Origin of the sequence: Ignatzschineria ureiclastica (genome assembly GCF_003121845.1) — a bacterium.
In the GTDB taxonomy this organism is placed as follows: Bacteria; Pseudomonadota; Gammaproteobacteria; order Cardiobacteriales; family Wohlfahrtiimonadaceae; genus Ignatzschineria; species Ignatzschineria ureiclastica.
In genome coordinates this window covers 325,672-339,628 of record NZ_QEWQ01000003.1, presented here as the reverse complement: position 1 = coordinate 339,628, position 13,957 = coordinate 325,672, and the positions used below count along the sequence as shown (strand labels likewise).

At 41.0% G+C, this 13,957-nt stretch carries 9 protein-coding genes and 1 tRNA gene; 4 read left to right on the top strand and 6 right to left on the bottom strand.

Annotated features, from left to right (window positions below):
- Nucleotides 1–8: 8 nt before the first annotated feature.
- The 3 genes from DC083_RS05425 to DC083_RS05415 all read right to left on the bottom strand — a co-directional run bounded on the left by DC083_RS05425 (nucleotide 9) and on the right by DC083_RS05415 (nucleotide 2,276).
- Nucleotides 9–986, bottom strand: a complete 978-nt coding sequence (locus tag DC083_RS05425) for a TAXI family TRAP transporter solute-binding subunit (RefSeq protein ID WP_109189220.1) — start codon at nucleotides 984–986, stop codon at nucleotides 9–11.
- A gap of 193 nt (nucleotides 987–1,179) precedes the next feature.
- Nucleotides 1,180–1,256, bottom strand: a tRNA-Asn gene (locus tag DC083_RS05420).
- A 174-nt stretch (nucleotides 1,257–1,430) separates the two neighbouring features.
- Nucleotides 1,431–2,276 carry a transporter associated domain-containing protein gene (locus DC083_RS05415; protein ID WP_109189219.1) on the bottom strand — a complete coding sequence of 282 codons (846 nt, stop codon included), beginning with the start codon at nucleotides 2,274–2,276 and terminating at the stop codon, nucleotides 1,431–1,433.
- A gap of 315 nt (nucleotides 2,277–2,591) precedes the next feature.
- Between DC083_RS05415 and mrcB the strand changes: the two genes are divergently transcribed.
- From mrcB to DC083_RS05395, 4 genes are all read left to right on the top strand, one after another.
- Nucleotides 2,592–4,943 carry a penicillin-binding protein 1B gene (mrcB, locus tag DC083_RS05410; RefSeq protein ID WP_109189218.1) on the top strand — a complete coding sequence of 784 codons (2,352 nt, stop codon included), beginning with the start codon at nucleotides 2,592–2,594 and terminating at the stop codon, nucleotides 4,941–4,943.
- Between the two features lie 106 nt (nucleotides 4,944–5,049).
- Nucleotides 5,050–5,784 (top strand): tetratricopeptide repeat protein, encoded by a 735-nt coding sequence (locus tag DC083_RS05405; RefSeq protein WP_109189217.1) that lies wholly within the window; start codon nucleotides 5,050–5,052, stop codon nucleotides 5,782–5,784.
- A gap of 572 nt (nucleotides 5,785–6,356) precedes the next feature.
- Nucleotides 6,357–10,007 (top strand): Rne/Rng family ribonuclease, encoded by a 3,651-nt coding sequence (locus tag DC083_RS05400; RefSeq protein ID WP_109189216.1) that lies wholly within the window; start codon nucleotides 6,357–6,359, stop codon nucleotides 10,005–10,007.
- A 214-nt stretch (nucleotides 10,008–10,221) separates the two neighbouring features.
- Nucleotides 10,222–10,803 (top strand): peroxiredoxin, encoded by a 582-nt coding sequence (locus DC083_RS05395; protein ID WP_109189215.1) that lies wholly within the window; start codon nucleotides 10,222–10,224, stop codon nucleotides 10,801–10,803.
- Between the two features lie 848 nt (nucleotides 10,804–11,651).
- On the opposite strand, the gene DC083_RS05390 is transcribed toward DC083_RS05395, so the two are convergent.
- The 3 genes from DC083_RS05390 to DC083_RS05380 are packed head-to-tail and all read right to left on the bottom strand — an operon-like array spanning nucleotide 11,652 to nucleotide 13,922.
- The gene (locus tag DC083_RS05390; RefSeq protein ID WP_109189214.1) at nucleotides 11,652–12,350 is read right to left on the bottom strand and encodes a cytochrome b/b6 domain-containing protein; all 699 of its coding nucleotides are present in this window, start codon (nucleotides 12,348–12,350) and stop codon (nucleotides 11,652–11,654) included.
- A gap of 37 nt (nucleotides 12,351–12,387) precedes the next feature.
- A complete protein-coding gene (gene tolA / locus DC083_RS05385; RefSeq protein WP_109189213.1) occupies nucleotides 12,388–13,464 on the bottom strand; it encodes a cell envelope integrity protein TolA in 1,077 nt (358 codons plus the stop codon).
- 29 nt (nucleotides 13,465–13,493) lie between these two features.
- Complete coding sequence (locus DC083_RS05380; protein ID WP_109189212.1) at nucleotides 13,494–13,922, bottom strand: biopolymer transporter ExbD; 429 nt, start codon at nucleotides 13,920–13,922, stop codon at nucleotides 13,494–13,496.
- Nucleotides 13,923–13,957: the final 35 nt, after the last annotated feature.

Below are 13,957 nucleotides of genomic sequence, written 5' to 3'. Positions count from 1 at the left end.
TAGCGATATTAAGGTGTCTCGGAAAGAGTATTGGAAAGTGTATTTGAATCAACAGGCGTGCTGGTAGTAGTATCGGTCAATTTTTGATACTTTTCCGTTAGCTGTAATAGTAATGCTTCGCCTAGCGGGTGGAGCGTTGATTGTAAATTCTCTGCATTTTCGATAATTGAACGTTCAGAGATTGCTAATCCTCGTGTGTAATCGAGTTCTTGGATGAAGTTGCGTAATATCTCTGTTAATTCGCTCTCATCAATGGAATTTTGGTTGATGGCGAGTAGATAGCGGACGCTGAGTGTTTCAATATCATCGGGAATGCGCCAATAGTAAGATTTGGGAATGGTGGTTTGATAGAGATAACGGTGACGCTGAAAAAAGTTCTTAGGGAGATTATTGGCGATTGAAATTGGAATGCCGTCACAAAGGGTATTAAGTTGTCGAACAATTTGACTCGGTTGAATACTAGTAATAAAAGCCACATTGATATCGAAACTGCAAAATTGGTCAATGAGTGCATTTTGCTCTAAAGGTGTAATTGCGAGTTTTTTAGGGGATAAATTGAGGGCTTTTAGGACATCTTTGAGCACAATTTTTTGGAGCGGTTGATTTAATACGCCGTAATTGAGTTGATTTGAAAAGAGCTTGTCTTGAGAGGATTCTCGTGTGACGGCAATAAAAGCTTGTTGGTAGAGAGGAATTAAGAGTTGAAATTGTCGTGCTAATGAGCCATTGAAATATTGTTCAGAGGTAATGATAAAGTCAAAATCAGCTAATTCTTTGGTCGAGAGCTCCCCTTGTTCCGCATAATGTTCTTGGCATCGATGGTAAGGATGCAGTAATTCATAACTATAACAGAGATGGCTGCTAATCATACGATCAAGCTCAGAGGGTGTTTGGCGTAAGATTTTGATCTCATGTTCCGCTTTTGCAACTAATCCACTGATTAAGAGGCTTCCAAGCATAAGCCATTTTAGCAAAGAAGTTTTCATTAGATGATTCCCTTCAATTAGTCTTCGATCTTATTATTGTTTAGCGCTATTTTTTATCATTGATGGATCTGTTGATGATAGATGAATCATTGATATGAAGCGTTATTTTAGCTGAAGCTAGTGAGGAATGGAATGATTAGACTGTTGCTGGTAATAAAAAAGCCCGAATCATTGATTCAGGCTTCTCTTAATTTGGCTCCTCGACCTGGGCTCGAACCAGGGACCCCTTGATTAACAGTCAAGTGCTACTACCAACTGAGCTATCGAGGAATTAAGGATTGTTATCTTAAGGGAGAACTCTTCTTTTGTCAAACAAGAAAACTCACTTGTTAAAAAAATACACAATTAAAATGCTCTTCCTTCTATCTTCCCTCTTTTTGTCGATTATAAAGAGAGCGAGGCTTAAATGAATATCTCATTATTCACTCTCTCTTTCTGAAGGGATTAACTATTCGCAAGCTGCTCACTATTAAAGGTGAGTTCAACAGCTTCTAAATAGTTGCCACTAAAGGGAAGAATCTTAAATGACATATCATCTAGTTCCACAATCGTATTTTCTGGGGGTAAGCTTCCTGCGGTCATCATGATTAACCCACCTAGCGTTTCAACATCTTCCTCTTCGTAGTGACGATCAAAGTAAGCGTTAAATTCTTCAAGGGGGATTAACGCATTCACTTGATAGAGATTCTCGCCAATAATTTTGACAAACTCTTGAGGTTCTTCTTTGCGGTCATGCTCATCATCGATATCGCCAACGATCTGCTCTAAAAGATCTTCGATGGTAATTAATCCCGATACCGAACCAAACTCATCAACGACTAAGGCGAGATGAATCCGTTTCATCCGGAAATCATTGATGAGCGCAGTAATAAATTTTCCTTCAGGAACATATTCTACAGGACGAATCAGCGATTTAATATCAAGCGAGGATTCACCAACATAGGGGAGGAGATCTTTTGAGAGCAAAATCCCCATAATCTCTTCATGATTTTCTGAAAGTACGGGAAAACGTGAGTGCCCTGAGGCAATAATGCGATCCATAATCACTTCTGGCGCATCATCGATAGAGATGGTGACCATTTTGGCCCGAGGAATCATAATATCTCGTACAATTTGATTTGAGCCTGCAATAATCGCGCGGATCATTTCCGCTGAATCATCGCTAATGAGCCCCTTTGCACGTACTTCTTCACAATCACGTAATAGTGTATCTACTGTTACGTCTTTATGTTTATCGAACCCTAGTCGTTGCAACCAAGATTCGCCTTTCCTACTTCCGTCATCAGTCATTGTCTTAATTTTACCTCTATGGACTAATTTACTGGGTGTTGAATATGCTAATAATAACGCTATTTACGATAATATTCATTATCCTAGCGACCATTTTCTCTAGATTATACTGTTATATAGTAAAATACTACTCTATAAACTGGGAAAAAGTATATTTTTCATTAAAGATAGTATCTTATATAATGCCATACTTGCGGTAGATCAATTTTCTGTTTTGCCCCCTAATTTACACCACTAGAAGTATTTTGTTGAACAAAATTCAAGGATGCGTTTTATCAATAGAATCTTCTCACTATTGTTGGTTTATCTATCTTTATGAAAGACAAAAAGAAACATCTTACATTTGGTGAACGTGTGAATCGTGCAATTGCCTATCTGATGCGATTAGTCATCTCGATTATTGTAATTCTTGCACTGCTTTCACTCCCCATTTTTGCATATTTTATTATCAAGGCAGATCATGAAGTCACGCCTGAATTTGAAAATCGGCAATGGGCGCTCCCGGCACGTGTTTATGCTCGCCCCTTAGAGCTTTTTGCAGGGCAGCATCTTAAATCGAAAGATCTGCTGCAAGAACTTGAGTGGATTCTCTATCGCTCCGCGAAATCAGTTGCTCAACCTGGAACCTTTCATTTTGATGAGGCGAAAAATATGGTGGCGATTCATACTCGTCCTTTTACTTATAGTGATGAGACTGAAGAATCGCGCACGATAGAGGTCTTTTTCAATAAGAATACCGTCTCAAAAGTGATCGATCGTACAACGGGTGATGAAGTCTCGTTAACTCGTATCGAGCCTCTATTGATTGCTTCCATTTATCCTACTCACAATGAAGATCGTATTTTACTAAAGCGGGAAGATATTCCGCCGATGTTAATTGATACTCTGCTTGCGATGGAAGATCGCTCTTACTACCAACATTTTGGAATCAATCCGAAAGGGATCTTCCGTGCAGTAGTGACGAATTTCAAAGCAGGGCGTAATGTCCAAGGGGGATCAACCCTGACGCAACAATTGGTTAAAAACTACTTTTTGACGAATGAAAAAACATTAGAGCGAAAAATTCAAGAGATGTTCTATGCAATTGTCTTGGATTGGCGCTTTGATAAAGATGAAATTTTAGAGGCTTATATTAATGAGATCTATCTATCGCAAGATGGTGATCGGGCGATTCATGGTTTCGGCTTGGCGAGTGAGTTTTTCTTTGGGAAACCAGTGAATGAACTCTCTATCGGTGAGATTGCAACACTTGTAGCGGTTATTCCAAGCCCAAGTAGCTATAATCCTCGTCGACATCCCGAAGTGGCGATTAAGCGCCGGAATCTCATTATTGATGTCTTAGTGGATCAAGGATTATTAAGTGCTGAAGATGGTGCGATTGTGAAAGCGGAGCCGCTTAAGATTTTAGAAAATCCACCGCCAGCGAATACCAAGTTCCCAGCATTTATTGAACTTGTTTATAAGCAACTCAAAGCACAATATAGTGCAGATCAGCTTAAAGCAGGGGGGCTTCGCATTTTTACAACACTTGATCCGATTGTACAGGATTATGCGGAAAAATCCGTGGTAGAAACCTTGACGCAAATTGAGAAAAATAGAGGACTCTCTTCTAATATTCTACAAGGAGCCATTGTTATTGCTAAGAATAATACCGGGGAAATCTCTGCGATTGTTGGAGATCGTAATGTGCGCCAAGCAGGATTCAATAGAGCATTGAATACCAATCGTCCGATTGGTTCATTAGTGAAACCTTTTGTTTATCTCCGTGCTCTTGAGGAGCCAAGCCGTTACTCATTAGCCACACCACTTGATGATGCTTCCCCGGTGAGTTTACCTGTCGGCGGTAAAATGTGGGAGCCTAATAACTATGATCGCCGATTACATGGTTGGGTGCCTTTAATTACCGCATTAGCGAAATCATATAACTTGCCGGTCATTCGTGTGGGTTTGGATATTGGTCTTGAGAATGTGGTCGATACGCTCTATCGTGTCGGTGTGAATCCTGTGAAATATACATTGCCTGCAGTACCGGCCTCACTTCTCGGTGCAGTTGATCTACCGCCGATTGAAGTGGCACAGATGTATTCAACGATTGCAAATGGTGGCTATTTTACGCCACTTAGAGCGATTCGTGAGGTGACAGATATTAATAGTAATTTGTTGGCACAGGTAGAGGTTGATCCAATTCAAGCGGTAGAGCCGGCGCCTAATTATCTGATCACTCAAGCGATGATGGAAGTCGTCTCTCAAGGAACCGCCGGATCTGTCCGTAATAGTGTTGGAAATGTGAAAATGGCGGCGAAAACAGGGACAACGAATGATTATCGTGATAGCTGGTTTGCCGGCTTTACAGGCAATTACACCGCAGTCACTTGGGTTGGGCGAGATGATAATAAATCGATTCATCGTCTAACCGGTACGGCCGGAGCACTTCCTATTTGGGCAAACGCGATGAAAAATCTCTATTTAGAAGATATTACACAATCACGACCTTCTGATGTGATTGATGTGGCAGTAGATCTTTCGACAGGCTTATTACCACCAATGACGGCTTGTCCAGATACTAAGATTCGAACGCTTCCTTTTATTTCAGGATATCAACCGATGTTTGCGACGGAATGTTATACAGTACCGACGCCAGAGTCAGGTGGATTTATTTTTGATTAAAAGAGGCAAAACACTCACTGTATTAAACTGTTAACCTGTGATAAATTAGTGCAACATTATATGCATTATTGATCATGCAACAGAATTTAGTTTTAAGGATATTTTCGTGAAAAGAAATGCCATTTTTTTAATTAGTTTACTCGTCTTGACGGCTTGTGCCGGAACGGCACCACAAGGTGCGCGTGTCCGTCCTGTACAAGGTCAACCTTATCAACAACCCACTTTTTCAGGTGCTGATGGCGCGGCGACAGCTTATGCATTAAATGATGCTCCAGCAGTTCAAGCGCCTCAAAGCAATGAAATGGGCTTTCTTGGAATGCAGGCTCCACAGAATGGCGCTGCAACAACAGCGTCTAATGGTCCTGTTTTCCCAGAGCCTACGGCTAATTGGCCCGTTGCACCGAATAGTACCAATAGTGGATATCCAATGCCGGCACCCAATGCAACAGTTCCACAATCTAATTATGGTGGCACAACTGTAGCATCTGTGCCCGCACAACCTGTAGCGCAAGCTTCTGTAGCAGCAGCGCCCACAGCTCAAGCACCAGCCCCGACTGCGGGAAATAATGCAGTGAAAACATTGCTTGAAGATGCGCGTAAAGCAGTATCTGAAAATCGCTTAGATAAAGCAGCAAGTTCGCTTGAGCGAGCTGTTCGTTTAGAGCCAAGAAATGCAAGTATTTGGTATGATTTAGCGCAAATTCGTCTGCATCAGAAAAATTATGCTGCAGCCGAACAGATGGCGAATAAGTCTATTAGCTTTACACAAAATGAAGAGCTCATTCAACGCAATCGTCAAATTATCGCAGCGGCACAAAGTGCTCGATCAGCGGGTAACTAGATCGCGCATGATAATTTAAGTAGCTTTCAGCAAAACATTATAGATGTAAAGATCTAGCCCACTGGACGATTGTCTCTTGGGCTAATCTGCATTTTAGAGAGTGTTTGAAAGTGGTTAAAAAATAGTTTCACAATAAAGTTACTTTAAAACAAATTGTTAAGCGCAAAATTGTTAAGAGTAATACTTTAAGAAGAATACGTTAAGAATAATAATTACATAAACATTTGTGTAGTGAGCATGATCTTTTTCAAATAGGCTAATAACTGATGAATGTCTACAATAAGGCATTCTCTTCTATTTTCGGGACACAATTTAAATACGTAATAAATCACACAAATCCTAATTCGTGGTTCATCATTTTTTATGGCTATCATTAGTCTGATGATCTAAAGCGATCAGGGGAATTTCATTACGAGATACTTAATGGAAAGATGAGCCGTAGTTGTGTCTTTAGAATTTAAGAAGTAAACCCTGAGGCGTTGAGATTGGTTAATTTAATAACCTACTTACAGCGTTATAGGGTGACAGTTGTAGCCCCCAAAAGAGATGTGAGCTACCGTACTGGAGAAAAAATGAAGCGGATGCTAATTAACGCGACTCAACAAGAAGAGATGCGCGTAGCCCTAGTGGATGGGCAACATTTATATGATTTAGATATTGAAAATGTGGCAACAAAACAGAAAAAAGCCAATATCTATAAAGGAAAAATTACAAGAATCGAACCTTCGCTTGAAGCGTGCTTCGTAGATTATGGTTCAGAACGTCATGGTTTTTTACCTTTTAAAGAGATCGCAAGAGAGTACTACAAAAATCCAAGCGATCATTCATTGTCGGTGAAAGATCAATTAGATGAGGGGACAGAGCTAATCGTTCAAGTTGAACGAGAAGAGCGGGGCAATAAAGGGGCGGCTTTAACGACCTATGTTTCTCTTGCCGGTCGCTATCTTGTTTTAATGCCGAATAATCCTAAAGCGGGTGGCGTTTCTCGTCGTATTTCTGGTAAACAGCGTGCGGAGATTCGCGATGCTATGGCTGCGCTTGTGATTCCTGAAGAGATGGGGATCATTGTTCGTACAGCAGGAATGGGGCGTACCGCGGAAGAATTGCAGTGGGATTTAGACTATCTCATTATGCTTTGGGAAGCGATTTTAGATGCCGGTAAAAAGCCTGCACCGCTTCTGATTTTCCAAGAGAGTAATATTATTATTCGCGCACTTCGGGATTATTATCGTAGTGATATTGGTGAGATTCTAATTGATGATGAAGAAGTCTTCAAAGAAGCTGAAGTTTTCATCAACAATATCATGCCACAAATTGGCGATAAAATTAAACTCTATGAAGATCAAGTACCACTCTTTACGCGCTTCCAAGTAGAGTCGCAAATTCAAACGGCGTATGAGCGTAATGTCCGTCTTCCTTCCGGTGGAGCGCTTGTTTTTGACCATACAGAAGCATTAGTATCAATTGATATTAACTCAGGTCGCTCGACCAAAGGGGCTGATATTGAAGATACTGCACTTAATACGAACCTAGAGGCTGCAGAAGAGATTGCTCGACAATTAAAACTACGGGATCTTGGCGGTTTAGTTGTGATCGACTTTATCGATATGCTTGAGAGTAAGAATCAACGGAAAGTAGAGAATGCACTACACGATGCGCTTGCTTCTGATCGGGCTCGTATTCAAGTGGGGCAGATTTCCCGTTTTGGTCTTCTTGAGATGTCACGTCAGCGTCTTCGTCCTTCATTAGATGAAACATCGCATATTGTCTGTCCTCGCTGTGAGGGGCAAGGTACGATCCGGGATACTAAGTCATTAGCGCTGGGTATTTTGCGCCTAATCGAAGAAGAATCGCTTAAAGAGAAAACTTCTGAACTGGTTATTCAGGTTCCCGTTAACGTTGCTGTTTACCTCTTAAATGAGAAGCGAGCAGATGTTGAGGATATTGAAGATCGTTTAAATGTTCGCGTTATCATTATTCCGGATACACATTTAGATACGCCCCATTTCAAAATTACTCGCTATCGTGTCAGTGATGAAGTGGTAGGTGAAGATAGTGAAGCACATCTTATTAAGGAAGAGGTCACCTTAGAAGATATGCGTAGTGAAGCCGTAATCCAGAGCAAGCAAGTGATGGAAAAACCTGCTGTGTCCGGTATCTCTCCGATTGCACCACCGCCAAAAGTTGAAGTTGAAGAGAAGAAAGCAGATATTTTGACGAAATCTCAAAGTCTTTTATCTTCAATTTTAAACTACATTAAAGGCTTCTTTGCAAAAGATGAAGAGAAGCAAGATGAACGTAAAGAGAGCGGTAAAAAAGCGCGCGATCATAAAAATCAGCGAAATAATAAAAATAATGGTAATCGTGCACGTAATAACAATAACCGTCAACGTAATCAACGCCATAATCATCCAAGCCGCAATACTATTGAGACGATTGAGCGTGAAGTGGATTTAGGCGCTGAGTTTAATCAGAATGTGAATGCTGAAGACTCAGCTCGTGAGAGTAATAATCGAGGGCAGCAAAGCAACCGCCGTAATGGGCAGAATGACCGAAATAATGATCGCAATAACGAGCGCAACGATCGTAATAATGATCGTAGACGTAATGAGCAAAATGGCTCAGGAAATGATCAATCTCGTCGTCAATCGAAGCAAGAGAATGGGGATCAAGCGAATCATCAGCAAGATCAAAAATCTCAAGCAAGAAATAATGAGGGGAAAGGTCGTAATGATCGAAATGAGGGGAAAGATCAGGATCGTAAATCTCGTAACCAGTCGGTAACGCCGGATCACGATGCTAAAGAGAATACGGCTAAAGATAATGACGCGAAAAAGAGAGATTCTGCAGAGAATAATGCGCAAGAAAAAGGTGCAAAACAGGAGAATCGTGCATCATCTCAAAATCGTTCTCGTCGGAATAATAAGCAAAATCGTCCTGAAAAACGGGATCCTGATAGTGTGATTAATGAGAAAGGGGAAGAGATTATTCAGGTGACTGTCGGCGATAAAGTTGAAGAGCGAATTATTCGTCAAGGCCGTCCTCGTATTGCAAAAGCAGAAGCAAAAGAGATCGTGAATGAGCCGGTATCTAATGAAAAGGAGACTGTAGAGCCAACGCACTCAGTCATCTCAGATGATGCTATGGATATCATTACAAAACCTGAGAAAACTGTTGCGGCAACTGTGGCGGTGATTGCGCTAGAGAATGATTCTGTACAGAAGATGACGATTAGTAAGGGACGTAATCGTAGAGCGGCAAAGGTGATTGAAGCTGAAGCTTTAGAATCGACAGATGCGATTGATGCGAGTTCAGATGCCCACACGACTGAGCATTCAATGACGACACCCGTTGCGGCAAATGTGGATACAGTAGTTGTAGAGAGCACAACTTCTGCCGCTACCCAAGAAGCTGTTTCTGTCGTCACTGAAACGAAACAGGATGTATCCACGTCACCGGTAGAATCTTCGGTGATGACATCTGATAGTCTTTCTTCAGCGCCAGAGGTGATCGAGTTGGCAGATAATAAAACAGAGGCTATCGTTACGAATGATCTACAAGATGTTGCGCTAGAGAGTGCTTCTGTAGAGACAGCTCCTGCAGAGGATACGGTGACTTCATCGGAATCGACACATATTGCTGATACAAATCACTCAGAAGAGGTCACTGCTGCGGTAGATACTTTAGAAGCCAGCGATGTTGCAGAGACGATTGTTGAATCTGACGGAGCACAAAACGTTGTAGAGATGCCTAAAGAGGCTGAAGTGCTCATTAGTGGAGACTCTGAAAAGGAAGTCGAAACGGTTGTGACGGCAGAGGCAACATCTGAGGATTCTATTGCTCAAGAGGCTTTAGTCACAGAGGTCGCTATTTCTGAGAACGCACAAGAGAGTACGAATCAAGGGAAAAGCAACGACATAGATGCACCGAAAGCAGTCGAAGCGATAAAAGAAGAGGCTGCAAAAGAGGAAGAGGCTAAAGAAGAAATTAAAGAAGAAGTCCAAGACAAACGTCCTTCGAATAATCGTGGGCGCAAAGGTGGCCGGACAATTAAACCAGGAAAACCTACGCGTTCAAAAGCGAAAAATCGGACGAAAGTGATCGTGTCTGATGATGTATTGCCTAATAAGAAAGGAAATGCAGAACCTAAAGCGGTGGTAGAAGTTGGAAAATCTGAATCTACCAATCAGGCTTCGACGGATTCAGATAAGGCTTCATCATAGGATGCTTCCTACTATGATGAATCGATCTTAATAGGGAATAATTATTTTAAATTTTACATCATTAATAATAATTATAAGAGCCTTTCGATAATTCAATGAGTCTATCCATTGAATTGTCGAAAGAAAGTCCCTATTATAGATTATGTCGAGAGTGAAGAAACAATCTTCATTCCAATTAGTTTCCGAATCACTTTGTTTAAATAAGGAGTTTTCAATGGCTTTTGAAACAGACTTTACATATCGTATTCCTAAAACAGTAGGTGACACTTTAGAACCATTTGAAGTAGTTGCTGCTAAACCAGGTTTTAATAATCCTGAAGAGAATGGTGTATCTGCATTTGAAACAATTACAGAGAAATCATTCCCAGGTAAGTGGAAAGTGATTTACTTCTATCCAAAAGACTTCACATTCGTTTGCCCTACTGAAATCGTTGAGTTCGGTAAAATTGCAAAAGAATTTGAAGATCGTGATGCAGTATTAATGGGCGGTTCTACAGATAACGAATTCTGTAAACTTGCTTGGAGACGCGACCATCCAGATTTGGATAAATTAAACCATTACTCATTTGGTGATCCAGCGGGTGAATTAGTGGACATGCTTGGTGTTCGTGATGAGAATTCAGGTGTTTGCTTACGTGCAACTTTCATCGTTGACCCACACAATGTAATCCAACACGTTTCTGTAAACCCAGATAGCGTTGGTCGTAACGTTCCTGAAGTTTTACGTATCCTTGATGCGCTTCAAACTGATGAGCTTTGCCCATGTAACCGTCCTGTTGGTGGTGCAACACTTTAATTTGAATCAATCGACAAATTATAGACAATTCTTGTAATACGATAATTTGTTAGATAACAATTTAAAGATTTATAGTCAATAGACTATAAGCATATGATAATGATAGAGCCGAGTATTTAAATACTCGGCTCTTTTTATTGCCCTAGAGAAATCTGAGTTTGGGAAGGAAGGGTAATCTTATAGTAAATTCGGTTTAAGAAAAATGGCTTTTAAAACAGCTCTTGTATGGTTTTAAATGACTGACCAACACTTGCAAGACGCCGGATAGAACAGCTTTCTTGTCTCTATTAGCCGATGCGCCGGCATTTTAATAAACTTATTTTGAACGGGTATTGCTATATTAAACAATCACTTACAAAATGCCCCTAGAATGGCTTCTTTGCTTCTTGCAACTGATGCACCGACATTTGAATAGATGTATTTTGTACTGATCTTGCTATAAAAAATCCCCTTCGATGAGATTGACGCTGATCGAAAGGGATTTAAGAGATAATATAGTAAATTTGGTTTAAGAAAAATGTTTTTTAAGTAGTGAATGGGGTTTTAAAAAAACATAAAACCTGACTCCCCAACACTTGCAAGATGCCGGATAGAACAGCTTTCGCACTTCTTACAACTGATGCGCCGGCATTTTAATCAGCTTATTTTGAACCGATTTCACTATAACTAGAGATCTGTTTCTAGAGATCTGTTTACTTGAACTATCTTGAAGCCTACAGTTCTATTGTAGTGCCCATAAGCAGAGTAGGCTTAATGGGATCAATAGGATCGTGGCGTAGAGTAATCGTTGCCAGATAGAGCTTAAAAATAGACTTCTTGATTGTTTCATATGGAACCTATATTGCTATTTATACAATCTTAAAGAGAATATAGTAGGTTAGCACAACAATAGCAATTAGCAGAATAATGCCAATTAGTGAACGATCTTTTTGAATCGCTGCCTGATTTGGATTGGGTGTATGCGCTTCTTTTAGCGCGCGTTTACCTGTAACCATTGTGCGAATTAGGTTTTGCTTTTTAATGATGAGATAAGCAAATACTGCCGCAACATGTAGGCCAATGAGCCAAAGAAGTACAGCGCGGCCGCTACCATGGATAGAGAGAAAATCTCCTCGTAAAGTGCTGCTAATATGTTTTGCTAGCGGCGCATTAGAAAAGAGGTAAGTATTGTCTTCTAGAAATAGCCCTGTTACAACTTGTACTAGCAACATTAGGATAAGGGCAACTACCATTAAGGCACCTAAAGGATTATGTCCTTCAGTTGGTGTTTTTGAGGCTTTGAGGTAATTAATGATATGAGATGGGCCTTTGATAAAGTCACTAAAACGAGATGTTGTAGAACCAAAGATTCCCCAAATCACACGGAATATTAAGAGTGCTAAAATGAGCACGCCGGCATATTGATGAAGCGCCATCGCTGAATAGCTACCCATGGGGCCGAGATTATAGTAGTCCGAAAAATTATAAGATGTATAAACACAGACAATCATCGCTAAAACTAGCGTCCAATGAAAAATACGAGTAGGCAAATCCCAAACCTTAATCATGATAACTCCTTTATGCTATCGGCTTTTGTAATGGGGTTTAATTTTTTGGTTTAAAAATTAATTCAAACCCCTCTTTTGCAAGGTATTTTCTCACAATAGGATCATCAGGCATAGGAATTTTTGTGGCTGTCATTGCGGCAACAAAGACGCTATTATCAAAATTCTCATTACCGCTACTTTTCACAATTTTAGGGTCCCCCACAATGGTACCATCTTCTTTCACTCTAAATTGGACGGTTGCTTCTAGACCATAGCTACCAATAGGAATCACCCAGAGAGATTCTAAGTAAGATTGAACTTTTGCAAGATAATCATTATTAAGTGCGGCGGCAATACGAGCATTTTCATCGGCAATGCGCGCCGCTTCCGCTTTAGCTTTCTCTTCTGCTAATCGTTTCTCTTCAGCAGCTTTTTTCGCAGCTTCTGCTTTAGCTTTCTCTTCTGCAAGGCGTTTTGCTTCAGCTTCTTTTTTTGCAGCTTCCGCTTTAGCTTTCTCTTCTGCAAGTCGTTTTGCTTCAGCTTCTTTTTTAGCAGCCTCTGCTTTCGCTTTCTCATTAGCAAGGCGTTTTGCTTCAGCTTCTTTTTTCGCAGCTTCCGCTTTCGCTTTCTCGTCGGCTAGTCGTTTTACTTCTGCGGCTTTTTTGGCCGCTTCTGCTTTGGCGGTTTCTTCGGCAAGTCGTTTTGCCTCGGCTTCTTTTTTAGCCGCTTCTGCTTTTGCTTTCTCTGCAGCCTCTGCTTTTGCCTTTTCTTCCGCTATCCGTTTCTCTTCCGCCGCTCTTTTCGCGGCTTCTACTTTAGCTTTTTCTTCTGCAATCCGACGCTCTTCTGCCGCTTTACGTTCAGCGGCGATTCTCGCGTTTTCGGCGGCAATACGAGCTTCTTCAGCTCGCTTCTCTTCAGCGAGTCGATTGAGTTCATTCTCAACGACTTCAGTATCAATGCGCTCGCTCTGCTGTACTTTATTTTCATCACTGATTTTAAACTCGGGATTGATAGAGGCCGGCTTTGGCTTCTCATAGTTACTGTAAGTGAATAACCCTACGCCGATAAAGACTAAACCGGTGAGAACGGCGCTGACAATATTGATAATTTTATCTTGATTTTGACGATTCATAATAGATCCCCACTTTAGAGAGGGTTGCGTTACTCTTCAAATGGGGTAGTCATAAGCTGTACATTTTGGTGCGTAACTCGCTGCAGTAAGCTCATAGCATCAATAATTCGACCATAAGGCGCTGTCTTATCCCCTTTGACCAGCGCTTTAATATTTGGGTTTTCTGTAAAGAGCAGGTGAGCAAGGTCTAATATCTCCCCTTCGCTGAGCGCTTGATCAGGCTCATCAGCAAGATTAAAGTAGAAATTCCCCTCGCTATCTACAGAAATCACCATCATCTGATCCCCTTCTACGGCAACCGCTTGACTACTATCTGTTTGTGGCGGATCGACATCAATTCCGACAGAGATAGTGGTTGCAGTGACCATAAAGATTGTTAACAGCACAAACATGACATCGACATAAGGGACGATATTCATATTGGCATTGAGTTTTGCTTCGCGTCGCTGGCGTCTCATTGATTGACCTCTATTCACTCATCTTGGTATAAACA